Source organism: Pandoraea apista, assembly GCF_001465595.2.
GTDB classification, from domain to species: Bacteria; Pseudomonadota; Gammaproteobacteria; order Burkholderiales; family Burkholderiaceae; genus Pandoraea; species Pandoraea apista.
In genome coordinates, this window is sequence record NZ_CP013481.2 from 1,468,921 (window position 1) to 1,492,706 (window position 23,786).

Genomic DNA, 23,786 nt, shown 5'->3' on the forward strand with positions numbered 1-23,786 from the left:
GGGTGACGTCGGGCGCGATAGCCTGTGACGTTCCCACAGGACAACGGCGTCCCTCCGTGCTTCGGCACGGATGGACGCCGTTTTGTTTTTTCGGGCGCTGCACGCGTTGCAACAGGAGAAGACAGCATGCGCAAACCTCGTCTGGTCGTGATCGGCAATGGTATGGCGGGCATCCGCACGCTAGAAGAGTTGCTGGAGATCGCACCGAATCAGTACGACATCACCGTGTTCGGCGCGGAGCCGCATCCGAACTACAACCGCATTCTGCTCTCGCCGGTGTTGGCGGGCGAACAGGCGTTCGCCGACATCGTGCTCAATCCGCTGGATTGGTATGCGGAAAAGGGCATCACGTTGCATCTGGGCAAGGAAGTCGTGCAGATCGACCGGCCGCGCCGCGTGGTGCGTTGTGCCGACGGTACCGAGGCGTCTTACGATCGCCTGCTGATCGCCACCGGCTCCAGCCCGTTCATCCTGCCGGTACCGGGCAAGGATCTCGACGGCGTAATCAGCTATCGCGACATTCGCGACACCGAAATCATGATCGAGACGGCGCGCGTGAAGCGTCACGCGGTCGTGATCGGTGGCGGCTTGCTCGGTCTTGAGGCGGCGAATGGCCTCAAGCTGCGCGGCATGGACGTCACCGTTGTCCATCTGGCCGAAACCCTGCTCGAGCGTCAGCTCGACAGCACGGCGGGCAAGCTCCTGCAACAGTCGCTTGAGGCACGCGGTCTCGCGTTCCGGTTGTCGCATCAAACGTCTGCGATTCTCGACAACGGCAAGGGAGCCGTGCGCGCCGTGCAGTTCAGCCATGGCGAAGAGATTGCCGCCGACCTGGTGGTGATGGCAGCGGGCATCCGGCCGAATACCACGCTTGCCGAAGCGGCCGGGCTGTATTGCTCGCGAGGTATCGTTGTGTCCGATACGCTGCAAACCTACGATCCGCGCATCTACGCCGTGGGCGAGTGCGTGAGCCATCGGGGCGTGGCTTACGGTCTCGTTGCGCCGCTGTTTGAACAGGCCAAGGTCTGCGCCAACCACCTCGCCCTCATGGGCATTGGCAGCTATCGTGGCTCGGTGCTGTCGACGAAACTCAAGGTCACGGGCATCGACCTGTTCTCGGCCGGCGATTTTCTCGGCGGCGACGGCACCGAAGAAATCGTGCTGTCCGATCCAGCGAGTGGTGTCTACAAGAAGCTGGTGATCCGCGACGACAAGCTCGTCGGCGCGTGTCTGTACGGCGACACGGCCGATGGCGCGTGGTATTTCAAGCTGCTGCGCGAAGGGCGCGCGCTAGGTGAATTGCGCGAGCGCATCATGTTCGGCGAGTCGAGTGTGGGCGACGTCGGTACGCAGGGGCAGAACCGTGCGTCGGCCATGTCCGATAGCGACGAAGTCTGCGGATGCAACGGGGTGTGCAAAGGCACCATCGTGAAGGCGATTACCGAGAAAGGGCTGTTCACGCTGGACGACGTGAAGAAGCACACCAAGGCTGCCAGCTCTTGCGGCTCGTGCGCGGGATTGTGCGAACAGATTCTGATGAGCACGCTGGGCTCGACCTACGACGCCGCGCCGAAGGAAAAAGCCGTGTGCGGGTGCACCGACCTCTCGCACGCGGACGTGCGCCGCGCGGTGCGCGAGCATCACCTGACAACGCACCGCGCCGCCTTCGACTTCCTGGCGTGGCGCACGCCTAACGGCTGCGCGACGTGCCGTCCCGCGCTGAACTACTACATGCTGAGCACGTGGCCGAAAGAGGCCGTCGACGATCCGCAGAGCCGCTTCGTCAATGAGCGGGTGCACGCCAATATCCAGAAGGACAACACGTTCTCCGTCATCCCGCAGATGAAGGGCGGCGTGACGAATGCGAGCGAGTTGCGCCGTATCGCCGACGTGGCGGACAAGTACCAGATTCCGATGGTGAAGGTCACGGGCGGTCAGCGCATCGACCTGCTAGGTGTGAAGAAGGAGGATCTCGTGAATGTCTGGCGCGATCTCGGCATGCCGTCGGGACACGCTTACGGCAAGTCGATCCGCACGGTGAAGACGTGTGTGGGCAGCGAGTTTTGCCGCTTTGGCACACAGAACAGCACCCAGATGGGCATCGATCTCGAGACGATGCTCGCCAATATGTGGTCGCCACACAAGGTGAAGCTCGCTGTGTCGGGTTGTCCGCGCAATTGCGCCGAGGCGGGCATCAAGGACGTGGGCGTGATCGCCGTCGATTCGGGCTGGGAACTGTACGTTGGCGGCAATGGCGGCATCAAGACCGAAGTGGCGCAGTTTCTCGTCAAGGTGAAGACGGCCGAAGAGGTGAAGGAGTACACGGGCGCCTTCCTGCAACTTTATCGCGAGGAGGCCTACTACCTCGATCGCACGGTGCACTACCTCGAGCGCGTGGGTCTCGACTACGTGAAGCAGCGTGTGGTGAACGACGCGGCCAGCCGTCATGCACTTTACGACCGGCTGCTGTTCGCGCTCGACGGCCTGCCCGACCCATGGAAGGCTCGTATCGAAGGGGCGCAAGCCAACGAATACCGTCCGCTTGCGCCGCTGGGCGTGGCGCCTGCGACTGTCTGAGGAGCTCACCATGACGCTATCCGAACCGATCTGGCTGCACGTATGCGACGTCGATGCGATTCCGCGTCTGGGCACGCGCGTGTTGCGGCATGCGAGTGGTGACATCGCGCTCTTTCGCACCGAGAGCGATAACGTTTTCGCGTTGCGCGACCAGTGCCCGCACAAAGGCGGCGCGCTGTCGCAAGGCATTGTGCATGGCGAGAAGGTCACGTGTCCGCTGCATGCCTGGAACATCGATCTGACGACCGGCGAGGCGTGCGCTCCCGATGTGGGTTGCGCGCAGCGCTTTCCCGTGCGGATCGACGCCGGTGAGGTGTACCTCTCGCTCGACGAGGCGGTGCAGGCCACCGCCGCCGCCTGATTCTCTCTCCACCGCCGGAGCGCCCTATGACCACCATGACGCGAACGACCTGTTGCTACTGCGGCGTGGGGTGCGGCATGCTTGTCGAGAGCGACGGTGAGCGTATTGTCGGTGTGCAGGGCGATCCGGCGCATCCGGCGAATTTCGGACGTCTGTGCAGCAAAGGCATGACGTTGCCGCTCACTGCGCAGTCGCTGGCCGGCCGTGTGCTGATGCCGGAGCTTCGCCACACGCGCGAGGCGGCGCGCGCACCTGCGACGTGGAACGACGCGCTCGAAACCGTGGCCTCGCGCTTTGCCGACGTCATCCACCGTCACGGGCCGGACGCCGTAGCGTTCTATGTGTCGGGGCAGTTGCTGACCGAGGACTACTATGTCTTCAACAAGCTGGCCAAGGGGTTGGTGCGCACCAATAACATCGATACGAACTCGCGGCTGTGCATGTCGAGTGCCGTGAGCGCTTACAAGATGGCGTTCGGCGCCGATGGGCCGCCGACATGCTATGACGATCTCGAAGCCGCCCGCACGGTGCTCTTCGCGGGCAGCAACATGGCCTACGCGCATCCGGTGCTGTTCCGTCGGTTGGAAGCGGCGAAGGCGGCCGATCCGTCGATTCGCTGGATCGTCGTGGACCCGCGTCGCACCGACACGGCGGCAATGGCCGATCTGCATCTGGCTATCGAGCCGGGCACCGATGTCGCGCTTTTTCACGGCATGCTGCATCACCTGATATGGGAAGGGCGCATTGATCGGCGATACATCGATGCGCATACGCAAGGGTTCGACGCGCTCAAGCAAGTGCTGCGCGCCTATCCACCGCAACTCGCGGCGGATATTTGCGGCATTGAAGAGTCCGCGTTGCGGCAGGCGGCGGACTGGTTCGGCGAAAGCCCGGCCGCGCTGTCGCTTTACTGCATGGGGCTGAATCAGTCGAGCCATGGCACGGAGAAGAATCTCGCCCTCATCCATTTGCATCTGGCCACCGCGCAGATCGGCCGCGCGGGCGCCGGGCCGTTCTCGCTCACCGGGCAACCCAACGCCATGGGCGGCCGCGAAGTGGGCGGGCTGGCAACGATGCTCGCTGCGCACCGCGAGATCGGCAACGCGGCGCACCGCGCGGAAGTCGAGCGGCTATGGGGTGTGCAGGGGCTCTCGGACAGGCCGGGCCTGCCCGCTGTCGAGATGTTCGACGCCGTGCGCGACGGCCGTATCAAGGCAATCTGGATCGCTTGCACGAACCCTGTGCATTCGATGCCCGACAGCGAGCGCGTGCGTGAGGCGCTGGCCAAGGCGGAATTCGTTGTGGTGCAAGAGGCCTTCCATCAGACCGATACCGTGCCATATGCCGATGTGCTGCTGCCCGCATCGAGTTGGGGCGAGAAGGCGGGCACGGTTACGAACTCGGAGCGTCGTATCTCGCGTGTGCGGGCAGCCGTGCCGGCCCCGGGCGCGGCGCGCGCAGACTGGTGGATTGCCGGCGAGGTTGCTCGTCGTCTCGCGCCGAAGCTCGGTGCCTCGCCGGCGCCGTTCGCGTTGTCTGGCGTCGAAACGATTTTCGAGGAGCACCGTTCGCTGACCGTGGGGCGCGATCTGGATATCGGTGGCATCGATTACGCGCTGCTCGACGCTCGCGGCCCCCAGCAGTGGCCGTTTCCGTCAGGCGCATTGCATGGACAGGCGCGCCGGTATGAGAACGGCGTGTTCGCCACCGTCGACGGGTGCGCACGTTTTCATGCGTTCGACTATCACCCCGTTGCCGAGCCGATCAATGCCCGACACCCGATGCGCCTGATTACCGGGCGCCTGCGCGATCAGTGGCACGGCATGAGCCGCACGGGGCGGGTGGGGCAGTTGTTCGAACACGCTCCCGAACCCGCACTGACGATGCACCCGGCCGATGCCGCGCGACGCAGCTTGCGCGCGGGCGATTTCGTGCGCCTGTCCAGCCGTCGCGGCGAGCGGGTGCTGATGTTGAACGTGAGTGAAGACGTTGCGTCGGGCACGGTTTTCGTCCCCATGCACTGGAGCGGGCAGTTCCTCGGGGGCGGCGGCGTGAACGATACGACCCTCAGTGCCGTAGATAAATACTCGAATCAGCCGGAGTTGAAGCACGCCGCCGTGCGCGTCGATCCGCTCACGCTGCCGTGGCGCGTGGCGGCGGTGCGTCGCGGCGACGCGCTGCAATTGCACGCGGCGGTACAGCCGTTGCTGGCGGAGCGGCGTTTCGCGATGGTTCGTCTGGAGGGCGACGACCGGATTGTGGTCGCCGCGGCCGACGATCAGCCCGATGCCGTTTGGCTCGAACGTTTGCACGCTGCGTTGGCGCTGCCGCGTGACGCGTCGTTGCTGGAGTATCGCGACGCACGCCGGGCAATGACCAAACGCGTGGCGTGGCGCGACACATGGATCGACGGCGTACTGGTGGCGGGGAGCGAGGCGGATGTCGCCGCGTCGGCGTCGCTGCTCGCGCGCGTGCGGGAAACGTCACCGTGGACACGCGCACGCCACGCGGTTTTCGTGGCGGACAGCGGGCCGGTTACGCCGCGCGATCGCACCGTATGTCAGTGCAAATCGGTCGCGGCGTCGAGCATCGAAGCCGCGATTTGCGCGGGCGCCGACGTTGCACAACTCAAAGCGAAACTCGGTTGTGGCACCGTTTGCGGCTCGTGCGTGCCGGAGTTGCGTCGCATGTGTGCGGCAGCGGACAAGCCGGCCGCGCAGCCCATGGCGACGAACGCCGTTTGATAGCGAAATTCCGGCGTTCGATCCCGAGCGCCACGACCCAACTTTGAATCGGGCGACATGCAGGACATCGAGGATTTGAGGGAGAACGATCATGAAGAACGGCAAGGTTACCCTGCTCAGCGCGGGCCCCGGCGCGCTCGATCTGCTCACACTGCGCGCGGCGCGCGTGCTCGGGGAGGCCGACGTATTGCTCGTCGACGATCTGGCCAACCCCGAGATCGCCACGCTCGCACCCCAGGCCCGCGTAATTGCCGTGGGCAAGCGCGGCGGTTGCCGGTCGACCCCGCAGGCTTTCATCGAACGGCTGATGTGCCGCTTCGCGCGCACTGGCGCGCATGTCGTGCGCGTAAAGGGGGGCGACGCGCTAATGTTCGGGCGTGCCGGCGAAGAGATGTCGGCGCTTCGCAGCGCGGGTGTGCCAGTGGAGATCGTCAACGGGGTGTCGGCGGCCTTCGCGGCAGCGGCCGGTCTCGGCATGTCGCTCACGCATCGCGATCACTGCGCGGGCGTGACCTTCGTGACCGCCCACCGGCAGGACGGCAGCTCGCCCAACTGGGCGGCGCTTGCCGCCACGGGCACCACGCTGGCGATCTACATGGGGGTGAATCGGGTCGAAGCGCTGGCCGAGACGTTGATGGCCCATCTCGACGCGACGACACCGGCGGCGGCTGTGCAGTGGGCCGGCACGCAGCAAGAGCGGCGACTCGTGACCTCACTGGGGCGTCTGGCGGCCGACGTGCGCGCCGGAGCCTTCGCCAGCCCGGCCATTCTGCTCGTGGGCGGCGCGGTCAGTGAGGCGGCGTTGACGGCACCGCCGCAGGCGTCCGGCATTGTGACCGGGCATGCGTCTGGCGATATCGCGCCGGACGTCATCGCGCAGGCGGCCTGACGCGTTATCTCCTTTATGGCCATGACCCCTCGCGACCCCCGCCCGCCTGCCGACCCTGCGGCTTCTGCGCCCGCTGCGACGCCCGATGTCGAGACGGGCGGGACGCAGGGCATGTTGCGCGTGTTGCTCGTGACCGACACCGACAAGCCGATTGGCGAGTTGCGAGTCGAACTCGCGCGTCTGGGCTGCGAGATGCTGGCGGAAGTCGCCAAACCGCAGGCGTTGCCGCGCGTGGTGGAGAGTGAGCGCCCGGACGTGGTCATCATCGATACCGAATCGCCGTCGCGCGACACGCTCGAACAACTTGCCGTGATGAATGCGGCCGCGCCGCGCCCCGTGCTGGTGTTCTCTGCCGACGGCAATCAGTCGCTGATTCGCGCGGCCGTGGATGCGGGTGTCACGGCGTACTCCGTGGAAGGGCTCGCCGCCGACCGGCTCGCTCCGATTCTCGAAGTCGCGCTCGCGCGTTTCGCTCATGAGGAGAAGTTACGGGCCCGGCTGGTCAAAGCCGAGAGCGAACTGGCCGACCGCAAGCTGATCGACCGCGCGAAGCGCCTGCTCATGGATCGACGCAGGATTTCCGAGCAGGAGGCCTATGCCATTCTGCGCAAACGGGCGATGGATCAGGGCGAGAAGCTCGTCGAGGTGGCACGCCAACTCGTCTCGATTGCCGAATTACTGGGGTAGACACAGCTCATGTCGACGTCATCATGGTTGGCTTCCGATGCGCAATCGCCAAACGGTGCACCGGAGAAGCGTCATTTGCGCGTGGGGTTCGTCGCGTTGTCCGACGCCGCGCCGCTGGTCGTGGCGAAGCGTCTGGAACTGGGGCACGAGCATGGGTTGACGCTGGAGTTGAGCCGGGAATCCTCGTGGGCTGCCGTGCGCGACAAGTTACTCACCGGCGAGCTGGATGCAGCGCATTCGCTGTACGGTCTCGTGTACGGTGTGCAATTGGGCATAGGCGGACCGCGCGAGGACATGGCGGTGCTCATGGTGCTCAATCGCAATGGACAGGCCGTGACGGTGACGCCGCAACTCGCCGACGCGATGGCGCGCACCGGCGATTTGCGCGACGCGCTCGCGTCGCTGGGGCGCAAGCCGGTCTTCGCGCAGACGTTCCCGACGGGCACGCATGCGATGTTTCTCAATTACTGGCTGGCCGCGCAAGGTATCGATCCGCTCGCCGAGGTCTCGAGCATCGTGATTCCTCCGGCCCACATGGTTGCCGCGATGGAAGAGGGCGGCCTCGACGGCTTTTGCTGCGGAGAGCCCTGGCACGCAGTGGCGCAGGCGCGTGGATTGGGACGTACGGTCGCGGTGTCGAGCGACATCTGGCCGAATCATCCCGAGAAGGTGCTCGCGTGCCGCCGGGATTTCGTGACCCGTTACCCGAAGACGGCACAGGCGTTGGTGCGCACGTTGCTCAGCGCGTGCCGCTGGCTGGATATGCCCGGGCATCGGGCGGAAGCGGCGGGGTGGCTGGCGGAGCCGGCATGGGTCGGTGCGCCGCGCGACCTGATTGCGGCGCGTCTGCTGGGCGATTTCGGGCGATTGCAAGGGCGGCACGCCTTGCTGGCGGTGAGTTTCTTCGACGAGGGGGCGGTGAACTACCCGCATCCCTCGGATGGCATGTGGTTCATCTCGCAATATCGCCGATGGGGTATGGCGGGGGCTGAGGCGGTGGCAGAGGCCGCGCGCACAGCTGCCGAGGTGAATCAAACCGCGTTGTTCGAGGCGGCAGCCCGGGCGGAAGGCGTGCCGGTAGTGTCGTCGCCGGCCAGCGAAGTGCTTTGCGACGCAAAGGTCTGGGGGGCGGCAGAGGCCAGCGATCTGAATGCCTACGTTGAGGGATTTGCCATCCGAGCGCGGTGAGCGGTCGATAGATCGGTCGTCTTGTGTTGGGCTGGATCGGCAGAATTACTGTGCGAGGGCGTCGCAGTCGCCGCCGCGCGCCTCACAGGCGCGCAGTGCGCGTTCCCGGTGGCGATGATGCAGGTTCAGGTGATAGACGAGTGCGAGCAGCACGACCTGACGCGACACATTGGCGAGCATCGGCTCGATACCGGCGGCGCGGGCCAGCGCGCGGCGCAGGACCGGGTGCAGGCAGGCGAGCGCGAGGATCGCGAAGGAGCCGGGCACTGCGAGGAACGCGGCTAAAGCAATTTTCTTTTTCATGGCCGTCTGGTGTGGTGATGGCGTGCCGGTGTATGGGTGGCTTGCCTTCCGGAGACGGTTGAGGTTTGAACGGAAACCGGCGCACCTGTATGCGCCGGTTGCATCGTTTTGGCGGGCGTCTCCTCCCGTCTCACTGCATGCGTTTCAGTCTAGAGACTCGCTCTGGTCCGATAAACACTCGAAACTGAAAGCGACTCTTGCATGGAGTGGGGAGAATCGGCCGGCAGCGCGCGGAGCGCGCCTTGTCGTGGGGCGTGAAGCGTAAATCAGGCCACGATCTGGCCTGTGCGCCAGTCACACCTTCTTGACGAATTCCGACTTCAGGCTCATCGCGCCGAAGCCATCGATTTTGCAATCGATATCGTGGTCGCCGTCGACCAGCCGGATGTTCTTCACCTTGGTGCCCACCTTGATCACGCCGGACGAACCCTTGAGCTTCAGATCCTTGATGACGGTGACCGTGTCGCCGTTCTGCAGCACGGTACCGGTGGCGTCGCGGTAGACACGTTCCGTGACCTCGGCCGGGGCGGTGTCTTGCGCCGACCATTCGTGCGCACATTCCGGGCAGATGTACAGACCTCCGTCTTCATAAGTGAATTCGGAGTTGCATTTCGGACAAGGGGGCAGTGCGCTCATGTGGTGAAGTCCCTGAGAGGTGACGAAGACGGTAAGAGCGCGAGAGTATAACGCTGCGTGGCGAATTGTCCGGCGCACGGTCTCTGCTCTGCGCAGAATGAGGCGCCGCGCCGGCACGCGGACATCCCTAATGGATGTAAATCGACATAATAGGGATACTTGAGCCGCCGACAATTGAAGCGCTGCGACAGGTCTGCGTGAGCGCCGCGCAAGGGCTGCGGCAATCCCGGCAATCCCGGCAATTCGCTTCCCGTCATCGACATGCACGACGAGACCCTTTTCCCGATCCGTACCGAGTGTCCGCCCGGTGCCTGCACCTGCGAGCGGGAGCGCCTCATGGAGGACCCCCACGGTGATCGCCGGATCTTGCGTTTGACACAAGCGGAAGAGAAGCGGCTGGTGGCGCGCATCGAATCGCTTACCAGTTACGCCGAGTTGCTGCGTCTGTCAGAGCGTATGCATGCCCAACTCGGCATTGTGCTGCGGATCGCGCCGAGTCTTAACGAAGTTCGCACGGTTCGGGGCATCGCTATCCAGTTGGAAGTCCAGCCCGGTCTCTGCCGGAAGACACATGCTGCGATTCCAGCGGCCATACGCCGCTGTCTCGATCAGCGTCCCGAGATTGCCTATGCGATTCTGGACGCAGACGGCCTGTTCGGTGCCGACAGCCAATAATCGCTTGCGGGCGAGCCGTCGCAAATCCCTGGCCGCGTACAAGAAGGCCGATTCCAGCGCGATGCTGACGAGCTATGGCGCGGTGGTTGCCTAAGTTGCGATTCGCAACTATATTGGTTGCGTTGCGCAACTTATGTGGGATGACACATGGATCTCGTCGATCTGCCCGGCAAGCCCCGCGAAGCGGAGATTCTGGAACTCCGCGACTTTTCCCGCCGATTGGTGCGTGAATTGGGTTTCATGCGCACGACGCTGGCCGACAGTGATCTTGCGCCATCGGCCGTGCACGCCATCATCGAAATCGGCGCTGCGCCAGGAATCAGTGCGAAGGACCTCGGCAACATCCTCCGGTTGGACAAATCGAACACGAGCCGTCAGGTCGCCAAGCTCGAGGCCGGCGGTCTGGTCAAACGCGAGACCGCAAACGGCGATGCGCGCTCGTCCGAGCTTTATCTGACGGAGGCCGGGCAGAAGCTTCGGAAGAAAATCGATCGCTTTGCGACGGATCAGGTGTCCAGTGCGCTGCGACGGATCGTGCCGGCCGATCAGGCGGCGCTGGTTCGTTCTCTCGCACTTTATGCCGACGCGCTCGCGCAGGACAACGCCGCGCACGGCAGGGCAGACAGTGACGTGTCTGCCCAAATCGTGCAAGGGTATCAACCGGGCTGCATCGGCGACATTGCCAGCTTGCACGCCCGGTTTTACTCGGCGCATTGGGGCTTCGGCGCGTTCTTCGAGAAGAAAGTGGCGACGGAGCTTGCCGAATTCGCCGGTTCGCTGCCGGCCAACGGGAAGGCGTTATGGTGCTACGTCGAGAATGGCCGAACGCTCGCGTCTCTCGCCATTGACGGGAATGAGGCAACCGGCGTCGCGCATCTGCGATGGTTTATCGTCGACGACGCCCTGCGCGGTTCCGGTGTTGGACGGCAATTGATGTCGCAAGCGATGCGTTTCGTCGATGAGTACTTTCGCGAGACTTACCTGTGGACCTTCAAGGGGCTGGACGCCGCTCGCCATCTGTACGAGTCGTTCGGTTTTCGATTGGGCGACGAGTCCGAGGGCGAGCAATGGGGCACCAGGGTGGTCGAGCAACGGTTCTGGCGTCGCGCGGGGTGAGTGCTGCCGACCGGCGTTCAGCCGAGCAGATCCAGTGCGCCGGCCAGAGACAGCACCGTTGTGCGTGAGTCGAACGCTGTCGAGAACAGATGCTCGTGCACGACAGGATCCGGGTCGTAGCAACAGTCCTTGACAGTGAACAAGCGGTAGTCGGCATCGCTTGCATAGGCGATTGACGAAAGCATCACGCCGGTCGAGGCAATGCCCACCATGATCAGCGTATCGATACCCTGTGCCGACAGCCGGACTTGCAGGTCGGTGCCGAAGAACACACTGGCGCGATGCGCAATGACGAGCGGTTCATCGGCGCGCTGGCCGAGTTCGGGCGAGATCCGGTCGTCGACAAAGCGGCCCAGTTGTTTGATGCCTTGCCCGTTCCGGTTCAGCGGACTGACTTCCGGATAGCCGGGGCTGAAGTGGATCTTCGCGAAATAGACGCTGACGCCTTTTGCCCGCGCCGCATCGCACAGCGTGCGCGTGTTGGCGAGCAGGGCCGGCGCGACCGACGGGAACAGCGCCATGATGTCGGTCTGATAATGCATGACCAGCAGCGCGGTCTTCGCGGGTGAAATGTTCCGGCTGTGTGCGCTGACGGCACTGTCCGCGCGCGATTGACGATCTGCTGAATCGGCGGGCTCACGTTCAACGGGAAGCGACATATGGTGGCGCAATAGAGAAGGATGGCCGACTCTATCACGACCCCGCCGGTCATCGTTTGCCAGCGGAAGCGGGGAGGAGGCCGCCATCATGCTGCGGGATGCCGGCGCCCGGAATGACAAAAGCCCGTCGATCTTGCGATCAACGGGCTTTCGAATTTGGTTGCGGGGACAGGATTTGAACCTGTGACCTTCGGGTTATGAGCCCGACGAGCTGCCAGACTGCTCCACCCCGCGTCTGAAGAAATGAATAGTACGGGAATTCTGCGCATTGTGTCAAGCATTTATGACATTTGTTTAATGGACTTCCTGAAAATCATGCATGAGGCGTGCATTTTCGGCGCGTCCCGCGCGCATGTGTTGTGCCACAGGTATTCACTTGTCCCATCCTCTGGTTTAGTATTTGTGTTACCAACCAGTTAATTAAAGCTATCCATGACGAACGATCCTCAAGTGGCTCGAGTGACCCGAAACCGTGATCGCACGCGTGCTCAGATTCTCGCCGCCGCGCGCGATGAGTTTTCGCTGCGCGGCTATGAAGGCGCCCGTGTGGAGGCCATCGCCGAGCGTGCTGGCTCCAACAAGCGCATGCTTTATTACTACTTCAAAAACAAAGACGAGCTGTTTCTCGCCGTGATGGAAGAGACCTATCGCGGCATTCGCGACGCAGAAGCCGAACTGCGCCTGCTCGACCTTCCGCCTATCGACGCCATTCGAGCACTCGTGACATTCACGTGGGAGTACTACCTCGCGCATCCCGAGTTTCTGTCGCTGCTGAATAGCGAAAATCTCTATCACGCACAACATTTGCGCCGCTCCACCGACATTCGCTCGCTGAATTCGCCGCTCATCGACACTCTCGGTGAAATCCTCGCACGCGGTCACCGCGAGAAGCTCTTCCGTGGCGGCGTCGATCCGCTTCAGCTCTACATCTCCATCGCGGCGCTCGGCTATTTCTACCTGTCGAACAACGCCACGCTGTGCACTGTGTTCGGGCGCGATCTGTCCACACCCAAAGCGCGTCTCGAACGTCTTCAGCACATGATCGACATGGTCTTGGGGTATCTACTGATCAACTGATTTTTTACGCGATTCCCCGTTGACAGCGCAATATCGCCTGCCTAAGATAATTAACCAGTTGGTAACAAAAGACGAAAAAGACGCCGGCGATGTCCGAGACCTGATCTCGCACACGACCGGCCCGTACCTCGCCAAGGATGGAGACAACTCATGGCGCAAGCGACACCGTTGGTTCGTAAGGTATTCGAGTCTCGCGCGTTCAGGCCCATTGCCCTGATCGCATTCATCATCATCGGCTGGGAGCTGACCATTCAGCTCTTCCAGATCAAGCCGTATCTGGTGCCCGATCCGCTAGTCGTCATCCGCCAGCTTGTGACCGATTGGCCCAAGCTCTGGAGCGAGACACTGGTGACGACGTACGCCACTGTCGGCGGTTTCCTCCTCTCTGCCCTGATTGGTGTGCCGCTCGCGATGCTCATCGCGTACTCGCGGCTAGTGGAGAGCTATGTCTACCCACTGCTCGTTTTCTCGCAATCGATTCCGAAGATCGCGATCGCGCCGTTGCTCGTGGTCTGGTTCGGTTTCGGCATCGTGCCGAAAATCGTCACCGCGTTTCTGCTTGGCTTCTTCCCGGTGGTCGTATCGACAGTCATGGGGTTCAAGTCCGTCGACCGCGACATGATCGACCTGGTGCGTTCCATGAAAGCCAGCCGCTTGCAGACGTTCCTCAAGATCAGTCTGCCATTCGCCATGCCCAGCATCTTCAGCGGATTGAAGGTGTCGGTCACGCTGGCGGTGGTCGGGGCCGTTGTCGGCGAGTTCGTCGGCGCCAACTCCGGCATCGGTTATGTGTTGCAAGTGGCGAACGGCAACTTCGACCTGCCCCTCATGTTCGCCGCGCTCATCCTGCTCTCGCTCGTCGGTGTGGTGCTGTTCGTGCTCGTCGACATGGTCGAGCGGGTGATGATTCCCTGGCACGCTTCGCATCGCGACGATTACTACGTCAGTCCCTGATCGCAGCACCGTATCAGCGGCTTGGCAGAGTCACCGAATTTCGCCGTGGCGTGGCGCAGCTCGCGCGCGGCTCGTCTCATCCCCCGTACGAAGAACGACATAAGGAGACTGGCATGATTCGAATGGAAGCGCGGCGCGGTGGTGTGCCGCGACGGGTATCGGGCGCAAGACCCATGTTCCTCGCAACGATCACCCGTATGATCGGGATGGTCGCGACCGGCGCAGTCATTGCATTCGGCATGGCCTCGCCGGCACAAGCGCGCGATAAAGTCACGCTGATGCTCAACTGGTACACCTATGGCGAGCATGCGCCGTTCTACCTTGGTGTCGAACGTGGTTACTTCGCGGCAGAGAACATCGATCTCGACATTCAGGAGGGACGCGGCTCGGCCGTCACCGTGCAAGCCGTGGCGGCAGGTTCGACAACGCTCGGTTATGCCGACGTCAGCACCATGATCAAGGCAGCCGCGAAGGGCGCGCCGGTGGTAACAGTCGGTGTGATGCTGCAAAAGAGTCCGGCATCGGTGATGGGCTTCGCCGACAAGAACATTGTCAAACCTTCGGACATCAAAGGCCGCACGGTTGCGATGACCCCGGGCGACTCGCTCTCGCAACTCTGGCCGGTCTATCTCAAGTCGAATCATCTCGGTGACACAGACTACAAACCCGTGTCGGGCGACGCGGCCACCAAACGTAACGCTGTGGTCAACGGCCGTGCCGATCTGTTGCTGGGGAATGTGAACGACCAGAAGCCGATCATCGAGGAAATTACGGGCAAGCCGGTGCGAGCGCTGTTGTTCGCCGATGCAGGCGTCAATCCTTTGAACGGCGGCATCATCGCGCGAAAGGAAATGCTGAAGTCGAACCCCGACTTGCTGCGTCGCTTTCTGCGGGCGGCGGTGAAATCGGTGCAGGCAGCCACGCAGTCGCCGCAAGACGCCGTGAACGCCATGCTCAAGATCAATTCGAAAGCCGGTAAGCCGGAAACGCTGGCCAAGAGCTGGGAGGCAACGATTCCGCTGCTGCATACCGCCAGCACGCAGAATCTGCCGCCGCTGCGCTTCGATCCTAAGGACATGGCCGCAACGCTCGATCTGATGGTGAAGTACGGCGGCGTTGACGGCGCCACCGCCGGTAAGGCCGAGGACTACTACACGCTGGAGTTTCTGCCGAAATGAACCGTCCAGTTGAAAGTGTGCTGACGGCGTTGTCGGCGGTGCCCGGCAACGCGCCTGAACCTTCGATGCGCCTGGAACCGATGATCCGTTTCGACGGCATTGCGAAGACGTACGACACGAAAGAAGGGGCGGTTCGCTCGCTGAATCCCGTGTCGCTCGACGTGGCGCCAGGCGAGTTCGTATCGATCGTCGGACCCAGCGGCTGTGGCAAGAGCACGTTGTTGAAGATTGCCGCCGGATTGCTGCCGGCCTCGGAAGGCGAACTGATCATTAACGGTAAGTCCGTCGACGGGCCGCCGGACGACATCGGCATGGTTTTTCAGAATGCCGTGCTGCTTGCGTGGCGCGACATTCTGTCGAACATCATGTTGCAGATCGAAGTGCGAAAACTTGATCGGGCCACGTATCTGGCACGGGCAAAGGCGCTCATCGAGATGGCCGGTCTGACGGATTTTGCGCACAAGTTGCCCTGGCAACTTTCGGGCGGAATGCAGCAACGCGCCGCGATCTGCCGCGCGCTCGTGCACGATCCGAAGATTCTGCTCATGGACGAGCCGTTCGGCGCGCTCGACGCCATGACGCGCGAGAAGATGAACCTGGAGTTGCAACGCATCTGGCTTTCCACGGGCAAAACGGTGTTGCTCATCACGCACAGCATTCCGGAGGCCGTGTTCCTGTCGGATCGTGTGGTGGTGATGTCCGAGCGTCCGGGCAGCATTGCGGCGATCTACGACGTGAAGTTGCCGCGTCCGCGCGGGCTCGACGTCATGGGCGATCCGGAGTTCGCACGCCTCACGCGCCAGATTCGCTCGCACTTTTACGCGCAGGGGAATCTGGACGAGTAATTCCGGCGGGCAGCGCCCGCATCGCACCGGCCGCCCTGCGGCGGCTTCGAGTTAACGCGTTGTTTCTTTTTTGGGACTGACGTATGTCAGCGGTATCGCTCACCCTAACGTTTTGCGAATTGTTCGAGCGCGACGTTGCGCTGCGCTTGCCGTTCCGCTTCGGTGCGGTCACGTTGCGGCATGCGACGCAGGCCTTCGTGCGCGTAGGGGTGCGTCTGGCCGACGGTCGCGAAGCGGTGGGGGCGACCGCCGAACTGATGGTGCCGAAATGGTTCGACAAGTCGCCGGAACTCTCGCAAGCGCAGAACACCGAGCAGCTACGCGAGTCGCTTCGCCTGGCGCGTCGCCTTGCGCTGGAAAACAGTGCGCCTGCGACCGCCTTTGCTCGCTTCGAGCGGCAGTATCCCGCGCAACTGCATGAAGGGGCGGCGCTTGGACTGAATCCGCTTGTGGCGTCGTTCGGGCTCGCGCAGATCGACAAGGCAGTCCTCGACGGTCTGTGCCGAGCGTTGGGGATCTCGTTTTTCGACGCCATGCGGCGCAACGTTGTGGGTCTGCGGCACACGACGCTCGCCCCGGATCTCGACGGCTTCGATTTCGACGCGCTATTAACGGATCTCCGGCCGACGCGCGCGCTGGCCTTGCGTCACACGGTGGGCATGGCAGACGCCCTCGCGCGTGCGGATGGTGCGGACTTTCCCGGCGACGGACTTCCCGCAACGCTTGAGGAGGTGGTGCGCCGCTATCGTCCGCGCGAATTCAAGCTCAAGCTCGGCGGCGATGCGAAGCAGGATCGCGAACGCCTTGCGGCCATTGCATCGCTGCTGGGGCAAGCGTGCCCGGATTACCGGGTCACGCTGGATGGCAACGAGCAATACCCGGACGCCAGTACGTTTCTCGCCTTCTGGCGCGCGATGGAGCGTGACCTGTATCTGGCCGACATGGTGCGCAGGGTGCGTTATGTGGAGCAGCCATTGGCGCGCAGCGTGGCGTTGCGTCACCCGTTGGGGCCGCTCGCGAGCGCTGTGCCGATGATGATCGACGAATCCGACGAGACGCTCGATGCCTTCGTGAGCGCCAAGGCGCTGGGTTATCGCGCGGTGTCGAGCAAGAGTTGCAAGGGGCTTTACAAGTCGCTGATCAACCGTGCGCGTTGCGAGCTCTGGAACACACAGACGGGGGTACGCCGCTACTTCATGACGGCGGAGGACCTGACCTGCCAGGCGGGGCTTGCCGTCCAACAGGATCTCGCGCTTGCCGCACTGCTTGACGTAACGCACGTCGAGCGCAACGGGCACCACTATGTTGCCGGAATGCCGGGGGCGCATGAGGATGAGCAGCGAGCGTTCGCGCTGCGTCATCCGGCGCTCTACACGTGGCAAACCGGGCAGGCGTCGGGCGCGTTGCGTTTGCGAGTCGACGAGGGGGACATCGCGTTGGAGGATCTTTATGCCGAGGGTTTCGCGTCGAGCGCCATGCCGGACTGGACGAGGCTTCGGGAAATGACGACTCGTTGAGACGAGGCAGCCGGCGAAATGTCAGGCCGGAATGATCGTCAAACAATTAGGTATACGAAATTTTATTTCGTCAGGCAGCTTCGATGACCGGCGCCGGGCATTAACGAAGCGACGACGAATCGATAGGGCATCGCTACAAGGGAAGTCACAGGAGATTACATAATGGCAACGCTTCGAATCGGCATCATCATGCACGGCGTGACCGGTCGCATGGGTATGAATCAGCACTTGATCCGCTCCATCGTGGAGATTCGCAAACAAGGGGGCGTGACACTCGCCAACGGCGACCGTCTCATGCCCGATCCGATTCTGGTCGGACGCAACGCGGAGAAGATTGCGGCGCTCGCGCGTCAGTATGGTATCGAGCGCTGGAGCGCGAATCTGGACGAGGCGCTCGCCAACCCCGACGACACGGTGTTCTTCGACGCCGCGACCACGCAGGCGCGTCCGGCGTTGCTCAAGCGCGCCGTGAAAGCGGGCAAGCACATCTATTGCGAGAAGCCTGTTGCGACCAATCTGGCCGAAGCGCTCGATCTGTATCGCGCGGCGCAAACCGCAGGCGTGAAGCACGGCGTAGTGCAGGACAAACTCTGGCTACCGGGACTGCGCAAGTTGCAACTGCTCAACGACGCGGGCTTCTTCGGGCAGGTGCTGTCCGTGCGCGGCGAATTCGGTTACTGGGTGTTCGAAGGCGATCTGCAACCGACACAGCGTCCGTCGTGGAACTATCGCAGTGAAGATGGCGGCGGCATCATTCTCGACATGCTGTGCCACTGGCGCTATGTACTCGATAACGTCTTCGGCAAGGTCAAAAGCGTGTCGTGCCTTGGCGCCACGCATATTCCGCAGCGCTGGGACGAGCAAGGCAAGCCGTACAAGGCGACGGCCGACGATGCCGCTTACGCGACTTTCGAGCTCGAGAACGGCGTGATCGTTCAGTTGAACAGTTCGTGGTGCGTGCGCGTGCGACGCGACGATCTCGTCACGTTCCAGGTGGACGGCACGCACGGCTCGGCCGTTGCGGGGCTGACGGACTGCTGGACGCAATCGCGCGTGAACACACCCAAGCCGGTGTGGAATCCGGACGTACGCCAGACCCACGATTTCTTCGACGACTGGGTCAAGGTGCCCGATACGACCCCCTACGACAATGCGTTCAAGGTGCAGTGGGAGCTGTTCCTGCGTCATGTGGCGGGCGAGGGCGAATTCAAGTGGAACCTGCTCGAAGGCGCGAAGGGGGTGCAACTCGTGGAACTCGGACTGCAAAGCTGGCGCGAGCGCCGCTGGCTCGACGTGCCGGATCTGTCCGGCCGGGAAGGAGCGTAAGTCATGGCGCCGACGCTCAAGCTGATCGATCGCGACGGGCATCTCGTGCCATTCACCGTGCGTACCGAACGCACATGGCATCCGACGCCGTCGCCAAAGATGAATCGTATTGCCTATTCCGCCGCGCACGTGGTGGCGGATGCGCGCTCGGCGGCCGATCCGTGGCTGACGGCCGCCGTCGACTGGGACGCCACGCTGGCGTATCGCGAGCGGCTGTTCTCGCTCGGCCTCGGCGTGGCCGAGGCGATGGATACGGCGCAGCGTGGTATGGGGCTGGACTGGCCGACGTCGCTCGAACTTATTCGCCGCAGTGTTGCACAAGCGAAGCATCATCCCGGCGCGCTGATTGCCTGTGGTGCCGGCACCGATCACCTCGTGCCAGCCGCGGGCCTTACGCTCGACGACGTGATTCGCGCGTATGAGGAACAGATCGAGGCGGTCGAAGCGGCCGGCGGCCGGATTATCCTGATGGCAAGCCGTGCACTGGCCGCTGTGGCCAGCGGGCCGGAAGACTACCTGCGCGTGTACGAGCGGATATTGCGTCAGGTGCGCGAGCCGGTGATTCTGCATTGGCTTGGCGACATGTTCGACCCGGCGCTGGCGGGCTATTGGGGGCATGGCGATCTCGATCGCGCGACGGATGTCTGTCTGCAGGTCATCGAGACGCAACCGGCGAAGGTCGACGGCATCAAGATTTCGTTGCTCGACAAGGACAAGGAGATCGCCATGCGCCGGCGTTTGCCGCAGGGCGTGCGCATGTACACGGGCGACGACTTCAACTACGCGGAACTGATTGCGGGCGACGCGCAGGGGTACTCGGATGCGCTGCTCGGTATCTTCGACGCGATTGCCCCGGCGGCGTCGAGCGCGCTTGAGGCGTTGGGCCGAGGTGATCGCGCGAGCTTCGATGCAATTCTGGCGCCAACGGTGCCGTTGTCGCGTCATATCTTCGCCGCGCCGACGCGATTCTATAAATCGGGCGTGGTCTTCATGGCATGGCTTAACGGCCATCAGGATCACTTCGCCATGATCGGCGGCCAGCAGAGCGCGCGCAGTCTCTGGCATTACTGTGAGTTGTTCCGTCTGGCGACCGCCGCACAACTGATCGAAGATCCGGCGCTGGCGGCCTATCGCATGAAGCTCTGGCTGGCAGTGAACGGGGTGGAAGCATGAGCGCCGGCACGCGTGACGTGGTGACATCGGTGTCGCCTTACGTGCCGCCGCCTGCGGAGAAGCTGTCGATCAACACGGCGACGGTGCGCCAGCAGTGGAAGCTCGACGCCATCATCGACGGCATTGCGCGGCATGGCATCCGTGGCATTTCGCCGTGGCGCGATCAGGTGGCTGAGTTAGGGCTCGCCGAGACGGCACGACGGATTCGCGCGCATGACCTGACCGTCACTGGATACTGCCGGGGCGGCATGTTTCCGGCAGCGGATGCGGCGGGGCGCCTGGCCGCACGAGATGACAACCGGCGGGCGGTCGACGAGGCGCTGACCGTAGGGGCCAAGTGTCTTGTGCTCGTCGTGGGTGGGTTGCCGGCCGGGTCGAAGGATATTGCGGGTGCGCGGGCACAGGTGCGCGATGGGATTGCCGAGTTGCTGGATTATTCGCGCGGCGCAGGGATGCCGCTGGCGATCGAGCCGTTGCATCCGATGTATGCCGCCGACCGGGCGTGTGTGAACACGATGTCGCACGCCAACGATCTTTGCGACGAACTGGGCGACGACGGATTGGGTATTGCCGTCGATCTGTATCACGTGTGGTGGGATCCGCAGTTGGCCGCGCAAATTGCTCGGGCGGGAAAGAAGCGTTTGCTGGCGTTTCACATTTGCGACTGGCTCGTTCCGACGCGTGAGTTGCTGCTCGATCGCGGAATGATGGGCGATGGCGTCATCGATATCCCCGCTGCTCGCGCGCTCGTGGAGGCGCAGGGGTACGACGGCATGCATGAGGTCGAGATCTTTTCGTCGCAGGATTGGTGGAAACGTGCGCCCGACGACGTGCTGGCAACTTGCAAGGCGCGCCATCTTGCCTGTTGCTGACGAGGGGAGGGTGAAGCAAGGCGGGTGGCTGTTGCGTTACCGGATAGTCCCCCCGCCGTGTGGCTGCGCTTACCAGCGGATGGTGACGCCGGCCTGTACCGAGTGCGAGATCGAGGCGGGGTTCAGGCCGCGTTTGTAGCCCACGTCCAGATCGAGATCCTTAGTGGGGCTGTAGATCGCACCGACCAGAGCGTAGCCCGGTTTCGTTTGGGTGGTGCTGTCAGGATTGGTCGCGAGGCCGATGTCCGCCACCAGCCGCAGGGTATCCGTCACACTGAAAAGCACGGCCGTGGAGGCATTCCAGAGGCTTTGCCGATTGCCGATGCCGTTGTTGTTCCAGGTGTAGCCCATGTTGGCGAGGAACGTCCAGCGATCGAGGTTGTATTGCATCAGCAGGTTCGCCCCGGTCGTTGCGCGGCCGTTGCCCAGACCTCGGTTCTGGCTGGCAGTCGGCAGCGCGACGAAGGGTTTCAGACCGAGGCTCCATGCTTCGCCTTCGAGGAAGCGCCATTTGGCTTGCAACTGAAGGTCGGAGAAGCCATTGGTCCAGCCGTCGCCATCGGGGCGGTTGCGTTGGTAGGGCGCCTGGATGGCAACGTCGAGGTTGGGCAGCACGCCATAGGTCAGCGTGTTGTTCCATTGTTGCTGGCGCGCGCTCGGCAGCGTCGTCCACTCGCTGTTCAGCTCGAGCTGCCAGTTGCCGGTGTCCTGCGTGCCGGTATCGTCCGTCACGAGCGGGTTAGCGGCGTGTGAGGTCACCGGTGCCAAAGCGGCGGCCAGGATCAGAAACTTCTTCATCAAAAACTCCTGCGGGCGAGTCGTTCGTCTTGGCGCGAAAGTCTGGAATTCTGCCGGGCGGATCGTACGGGGCGTATATGACACCGTCAATCGAATCGCACAGAGTGTGGCGAATTTGAGATTCGTCGCCCGGCAGCGTTGCGCTGGCGTGGCCGGTATGCTCGGCAGGGGAGGGTGCCGATGTCGTTGTCCCGGTGGTAGACTTCGGCCCCTTTTCTCAGACACGCGAGGCATGCCCGCGCTTCGCCGCCGGTCTTTCATGCAAGCCAGAAGTCATCTCATATTCGGTATCGGCGCAACATGGCTGATGCATCGCACCGGATGGGCCGCCAGCGTCCATGCCTGGCCATTGACACTTGTCGGTGCGCTGCTCCCCGACATCGATCATCCGAAGAGCATGCTGGGGCGCCGCGTCGCGCCAGTCTCGCTGGCGATTTCCGGGGTGTTCGGTCATCGCGGCATGACCCATTCGCTTTTGCTGCCCGTGCTGGCGGTTGTCGCCTGTCTATATGGATGGAGACACGTGCCGGCGTGGATGATCGCGCTGTGCGCCGGGTATTTGTCGCATCTGCTGGCGGATTGGCTGACCCCGTCCGGGGTGCCGCTTTGCTGGCCACTGCGCACGCGTTTTCGCTCGCCGCTTTACGTAACGACGGGGTCGGCGGCGGAGTGGTGTATTGCCGCCGCACTCGCGTTCGCCATGTGGCGGTGGTGGTGAGTGCGGGCGGTGTTGCGGCTGCGTGGGGCAGGAGGTGTTGCGGATCTGCGAATTGCCGGATTAGCGGATTAGCGGACTAGCGGACTAGCGGACTAGCGCCAGGTCAGCGGCGGTTCGTCCATGAGGGCGACTTGTTCGCGCAGCTCGAGTATGCGGTCCTGCCAATAGCGCTGCGTGTTGAACCAGGGGAACGCGGCGGGGAAGGCGGGGTCGTCCCAGCGACGTGCCAGCCAGGCACTGTAGTGGAGCAGGCGCAGCGTCCGCAGCGCTTCCGTCAGATGTAACTCGCGGGGATTGAAGTCGGCAAAGTCTTCATAGCCCGAGAGTACTTCGTCGAGCTGGAGGGTCATTTCCGCGCGCGTACCCGAGAGCAGCATCCACAGGTCTTGCATCGCCGGGGCCATGCAAGTGTCGTCGAAATCGACGAAGTGCGGGCCGGCATCGGTCCACAGGACATTGCCGGCGTGACAGTCGCCGTGTACGCGCAGCAGTTTCACGTCTCCCGCATGTTCGTATGCACGGGCGATGGCGGCGAGCGCGAGATCAACGATGCTGCGCCAGGCATCGCGCAAGTCGGCCGGAATGAAGCCGTTCGTCCACAGATACTCAACGGGGGCATGGCCGTAGCTGTCGATATTCAGCGTGAGGCGGTGCTGAAACGGCTGGGTGGCGCCGAGGGCGTGAATGCGCCCCAGAAAGCGGCCGAGCCAGTTCAGCGTGTCGGGATCTTGCAGTTCTGGCGCCCGGCCGCCGCGTCGAGGAAAAAGTGCGAAGCGGAAGCCGTCGAAGAAATGGAGTGTCTTGCCATGAATCTCCAGAGGGGCTACGACGGGGATCTCGCGTTCTGCGAGCGCTTGCGTGAAGCTGTGCTCTTCCAGGATGGCGTCGTCGGTCCAGCGCTCGGGGCGGTAGAACTTGGCGATCAGGGGCGGTCCGTCTTCCATCCCGATCTGATAGACGCGGTTCTCGTAACTGTTGAGTGCGAGCAAACGCCCGTCGCTGTAGCTACCTAATTGCTCGACGGCGTTGATGACGACATCTGGCAGCAGGGCGGCGAAGGGATGCGTGTGCCCGGAGGCGTCGGGGGAAAGATCGGTGTTCATGTCCGCTATTGTGCCAAACACGGTGAGCTTGACGCTGGTTCGCCACGATCTCTTCTCTCTATATAGACAAAGCGCATCCGAGACACGCCGGAAACGCAGGAAAATGCGTAGCCTTCAAAATAGTTTCACAAAGGGCTTGCGAAGTTCGTCGAAGGTGACTAATATCTCGTCTCTCGCAACGACGGCGACGCAGCGAAAGCGGCGGCGAAGGCGAAGCGAGACGGGCTGCAAAGCCCGGTGGTTGGCGGTTTTGATGCGAGCGAGTGGCTACGGCGACGAGCGAAGAAAGCGAAAAAAACTGTTGACGACGACGAGAAGCTGCGACATAATCTCACTTCTCTGCTGCTGATGCAGCGACGCAGAAAACGAAGCGACGGCGCGGTAAGTGTG

At 63.0% G+C, this 23,786-nt stretch carries 22 protein-coding genes and 1 tRNA gene; 17 read left to right on the plus strand and 6 right to left on the minus strand.

Annotated features, from left to right (window positions below):
* Window positions 1-126 precede the first annotated feature (126 nt).
* The 6 genes from nirB to AT395_RS06805 all read left to right on the plus strand — a co-directional run bounded on the left by nirB (window position 127) and on the right by AT395_RS06805 (window position 8,446).
* Window positions 127-2,577 carry a nitrite reductase large subunit NirB gene (gene nirB, locus AT395_RS06780; RefSeq protein ID WP_048628065.1) on the plus strand — a complete coding sequence of 817 codons (2,451 nt, stop codon included), beginning with the start codon at window positions 127-129 and terminating at the stop codon, window positions 2,575-2,577.
* Window positions 2,578-2,587: 10 nt separating this feature from the next.
* The gene (gene nirD, locus AT395_RS06785; protein WP_042112488.1) at window positions 2,588-2,938 is read left to right on the plus strand and encodes a nitrite reductase small subunit NirD; all 351 of its coding nucleotides are present in this window, start codon (window positions 2,588-2,590) and stop codon (window positions 2,936-2,938) included.
* 26 nt (window positions 2,939-2,964) lie between these two features.
* Window positions 2,965-5,682 carry a nitrate reductase gene (locus tag AT395_RS06790; RefSeq protein ID WP_048628064.1) on the plus strand — a complete coding sequence of 906 codons (2,718 nt, stop codon included), beginning with the start codon at window positions 2,965-2,967 and terminating at the stop codon, window positions 5,680-5,682.
* Between the two features lie 91 nt (window positions 5,683-5,773).
* On the plus strand, window positions 5,774-6,571 hold the full coding sequence (gene cobA / locus AT395_RS06795; RefSeq protein ID WP_048628063.1) for a uroporphyrinogen-III C-methyltransferase: 798 nt from the start codon (window positions 5,774-5,776) through the stop codon (window positions 6,569-6,571).
* A 111-nt stretch (window positions 6,572-6,682) separates the two neighbouring features.
* A complete protein-coding gene (locus AT395_RS06800; protein ID WP_048628094.1) occupies window positions 6,683-7,258 on the plus strand; it encodes an ANTAR domain-containing response regulator in 576 nt (191 codons plus the stop codon).
* A 9-nt stretch (window positions 7,259-7,267) separates the two neighbouring features.
* The gene (locus AT395_RS06805; protein WP_048628062.1) at window positions 7,268-8,446 is read left to right on the plus strand and encodes a CmpA/NrtA family ABC transporter substrate-binding protein; all 1,179 of its coding nucleotides are present in this window, start codon (window positions 7,268-7,270) and stop codon (window positions 8,444-8,446) included.
* Window positions 8,447-8,491: 45 nt separating this feature from the next.
* Here the strand turns inward: AT395_RS06805 and AT395_RS06810 are convergent, their stop codons facing one another.
* Together AT395_RS06810 and AT395_RS06815 are read right to left on the minus strand one after the other, a co-directional pair.
* The gene (locus AT395_RS06810; protein ID WP_048628061.1) at window positions 8,492-8,749 is read right to left on the minus strand and encodes a hypothetical protein; all 258 of its coding nucleotides are present in this window, start codon (window positions 8,747-8,749) and stop codon (window positions 8,492-8,494) included.
* A gap of 294 nt (window positions 8,750-9,043) precedes the next feature.
* A complete protein-coding gene (locus AT395_RS06815) occupies window positions 9,044-9,385 on the minus strand; it encodes a zinc ribbon domain-containing protein YjdM (protein WP_042112476.1) in 342 nt (113 codons plus the stop codon).
* 336 nt (window positions 9,386-9,721) lie between these two features.
* Here AT395_RS06815 and AT395_RS06820 point away from each other — a divergent pair, with 336 nt between their 5' ends.
* Complete coding sequence (locus AT395_RS06820) at window positions 9,722-10,060, plus strand: hypothetical protein (RefSeq protein ID WP_224787425.1); 339 nt, start codon at window positions 9,722-9,724, stop codon at window positions 10,058-10,060.
* A gap of 147 nt (window positions 10,061-10,207) precedes the next feature.
* Window positions 10,208-11,176 carry a bifunctional helix-turn-helix transcriptional regulator/GNAT family N-acetyltransferase gene (locus tag AT395_RS06825; protein WP_048628060.1) on the plus strand — a complete coding sequence of 323 codons (969 nt, stop codon included), beginning with the start codon at window positions 10,208-10,210 and terminating at the stop codon, window positions 11,174-11,176.
* 17 nt (window positions 11,177-11,193) lie between these two features.
* On the opposite strand, the gene AT395_RS06830 is transcribed toward AT395_RS06825, so the two are convergent.
* Together AT395_RS06830 and AT395_RS06835 are read right to left on the minus strand one after the other, a co-directional pair.
* Window positions 11,194-11,718, minus strand: coding sequence for a cysteine hydrolase family protein (locus AT395_RS06830; protein ID WP_042117224.1), 525 nt, complete (start codon window positions 11,716-11,718; stop codon window positions 11,194-11,196).
* A 274-nt stretch (window positions 11,719-11,992) separates the two neighbouring features.
* Window positions 11,993-12,069, minus strand: a tRNA-Met gene (locus AT395_RS06835).
* Between the two features lie 198 nt (window positions 12,070-12,267).
* On the opposite strand from AT395_RS06835, the gene AT395_RS06840 reads away from it, so the two are divergent.
* From AT395_RS06840 to AT395_RS06875, 8 genes are all read left to right on the plus strand, one after another.
* Window positions 12,268-12,912 carry a TetR/AcrR family transcriptional regulator gene (locus AT395_RS06840; RefSeq protein ID WP_042112471.1) on the plus strand — a complete coding sequence of 215 codons (645 nt, stop codon included), beginning with the start codon at window positions 12,268-12,270 and terminating at the stop codon, window positions 12,910-12,912.
* 150 nt (window positions 12,913-13,062) lie between these two features.
* Window positions 13,063-13,866: an ABC transporter permease gene (locus AT395_RS06845; RefSeq protein ID WP_039375320.1), complete on the plus strand. Its 804-nt coding sequence runs from the start codon at window positions 13,063-13,065 to the stop codon at window positions 13,864-13,866.
* A 113-nt stretch (window positions 13,867-13,979) separates the two neighbouring features.
* Window positions 13,980-15,044 (plus strand): ABC transporter substrate-binding protein, encoded by a 1,065-nt coding sequence (locus AT395_RS06850; protein ID WP_231606063.1) that lies wholly within the window; start codon window positions 13,980-13,982, stop codon window positions 15,042-15,044.
* A gap of 65 nt (window positions 15,045-15,109) precedes the next feature.
* Window positions 15,110-15,889, plus strand: coding sequence for an ABC transporter ATP-binding protein (locus AT395_RS06855; RefSeq protein ID WP_042117221.1), 780 nt, complete (start codon window positions 15,110-15,112; stop codon window positions 15,887-15,889).
* Between the two features lie 83 nt (window positions 15,890-15,972).
* Window positions 15,973-17,406 carry an enolase-like domain-containing protein gene (locus AT395_RS06860; RefSeq protein WP_048628059.1) on the plus strand — a complete coding sequence of 478 codons (1,434 nt, stop codon included), beginning with the start codon at window positions 15,973-15,975 and terminating at the stop codon, window positions 17,404-17,406.
* 162 nt (window positions 17,407-17,568) lie between these two features.
* A complete protein-coding gene (locus AT395_RS06865; protein WP_048628058.1) occupies window positions 17,569-18,732 on the plus strand; it encodes a Gfo/Idh/MocA family protein in 1,164 nt (387 codons plus the stop codon).
* Between the two features lie 3 nt (window positions 18,733-18,735).
* Window positions 18,736-19,905, plus strand: a complete 1,170-nt coding sequence (locus AT395_RS06870) for a dihydrodipicolinate synthase family protein (protein WP_042112467.1) — start codon at window positions 18,736-18,738, stop codon at window positions 19,903-19,905.
* Window positions 19,902-20,777, plus strand: a complete 876-nt coding sequence (locus AT395_RS06875) for a sugar phosphate isomerase/epimerase family protein (RefSeq protein WP_042112466.1) — start codon at window positions 19,902-19,904, stop codon at window positions 20,775-20,777. Before AT395_RS06870 ends, AT395_RS06875 begins: the two co-directional genes overlap by 4 nt.
* Window positions 20,778-20,846: 69 nt before the next feature.
* Here AT395_RS06875 and AT395_RS06880 read toward each other — a convergent pair whose 3' ends face one another.
* Complete coding sequence (locus AT395_RS06880) at window positions 20,847-21,575, minus strand: transporter (RefSeq protein WP_048628057.1); 729 nt, start codon at window positions 21,573-21,575, stop codon at window positions 20,847-20,849.
* Between the two features lie 259 nt (window positions 21,576-21,834).
* Between AT395_RS06880 and AT395_RS06885 the strand changes: the two genes are divergently transcribed.
* The gene (locus AT395_RS06885; protein ID WP_042112464.1) at window positions 21,835-22,293 is read left to right on the plus strand and encodes a metal-dependent hydrolase; all 459 of its coding nucleotides are present in this window, start codon (window positions 21,835-21,837) and stop codon (window positions 22,291-22,293) included.
* 92 nt (window positions 22,294-22,385) lie between these two features.
* On the opposite strand, the gene AT395_RS06890 is transcribed toward AT395_RS06885, so the two are convergent.
* Window positions 22,386-23,396: a serine/threonine protein kinase gene (locus tag AT395_RS06890; protein WP_042112463.1), complete on the minus strand. Its 1,011-nt coding sequence runs from the start codon at window positions 23,394-23,396 to the stop codon at window positions 22,386-22,388.
* Window positions 23,397-23,786 lie beyond the last annotated feature (390 nt).

Bases quoted from the DNA above. Each gene is read 5' to 3' on its own strand.
- AT395_RS06825 (WP_048628060.1), top strand. From the start codon at position 10,208: ATGGATCTCGTCGATCTGCCCGGCAAGCCCCGCGAAGCGGAGATTCTG.
- AT395_RS06815 (WP_042112476.1), bottom strand. From the start codon at position 9,385: ATGAGCGCACTGCCCCCTTGTCCGAAATGCAACTCCGAATTCACTTAT.
- AT395_RS06830 (WP_042117224.1), bottom strand. From the start codon at position 11,718: ATGCATTATCAGACCGACATCATGGCGCTGTTCCCGTCGGTCGCGCCG.
- AT395_RS06865 (WP_048628058.1), top strand. From the start codon at position 17,569: ATGGCAACGCTTCGAATCGGCATCATCATGCACGGCGTGACCGGTCGC.
- AT395_RS06870 (WP_042112467.1), top strand. From the start codon at position 18,736: ATGGCGCCGACGCTCAAGCTGATCGATCGCGACGGGCATCTCGTGCCA.
- AT395_RS06860 (WP_048628059.1), top strand. From the start codon at position 15,973: ATGTCAGCGGTATCGCTCACCCTAACGTTTTGCGAATTGTTCGAGCGC.
- AT395_RS06875 (WP_042112466.1), top strand. From the start codon at position 19,902: ATGAGCGCCGGCACGCGTGACGTGGTGACATCGGTGTCGCCTTACGTG.
- AT395_RS06820 (WP_224787425.1), top strand. From the start codon at position 9,722: ATGGAGGACCCCCACGGTGATCGCCGGATCTTGCGTTTGACACAAGCG.
- AT395_RS06790 (WP_048628064.1), top strand. From the start codon at position 2,965: ATGACCACCATGACGCGAACGACCTGTTGCTACTGCGGCGTGGGGTGC.
- AT395_RS06880 (WP_048628057.1), bottom strand. From the start codon at position 21,575: ATGAAGAAGTTTCTGATCCTGGCCGCCGCTTTGGCACCGGTGACCTCA.
- AT395_RS06805 (WP_048628062.1), top strand. From the start codon at position 7,268: ATGTCGACGTCATCATGGTTGGCTTCCGATGCGCAATCGCCAAACGGT.
- AT395_RS06850 (WP_231606063.1), top strand. From the start codon at position 13,980: ATGATTCGAATGGAAGCGCGGCGCGGTGGTGTGCCGCGACGGGTATCG.
- AT395_RS06845 (WP_039375320.1), top strand. From the start codon at position 13,063: ATGGCGCAAGCGACACCGTTGGTTCGTAAGGTATTCGAGTCTCGCGCG.
- nirB (WP_048628065.1), top strand. From the start codon at position 127: ATGCGCAAACCTCGTCTGGTCGTGATCGGCAATGGTATGGCGGGCATC.
- AT395_RS06800 (WP_048628094.1), top strand. From the start codon at position 6,683: ATGTTGCGCGTGTTGCTCGTGACCGACACCGACAAGCCGATTGGCGAG.
- nirD (WP_042112488.1), top strand. From the start codon at position 2,588: ATGACGCTATCCGAACCGATCTGGCTGCACGTATGCGACGTCGATGCG.
- AT395_RS06885 (WP_042112464.1), top strand. From the start codon at position 21,835: ATGCAAGCCAGAAGTCATCTCATATTCGGTATCGGCGCAACATGGCTG.
- AT395_RS06840 (WP_042112471.1), top strand. From the start codon at position 12,268: ATGACGAACGATCCTCAAGTGGCTCGAGTGACCCGAAACCGTGATCGC.
- cobA (WP_048628063.1), top strand. From the start codon at position 5,774: ATGAAGAACGGCAAGGTTACCCTGCTCAGCGCGGGCCCCGGCGCGCTC.
- AT395_RS06890 (WP_042112463.1), bottom strand. From the start codon at position 23,396: ATGAACACCGATCTTTCCCCCGACGCCTCCGGGCACACGCATCCCTTC.
- AT395_RS06810 (WP_048628061.1), bottom strand. From the start codon at position 8,749: ATGAAAAAGAAAATTGCTTTAGCCGCGTTCCTCGCAGTGCCCGGCTCC.
- AT395_RS06855 (WP_042117221.1), top strand. From the start codon at position 15,110: ATGCGCCTGGAACCGATGATCCGTTTCGACGGCATTGCGAAGACGTAC.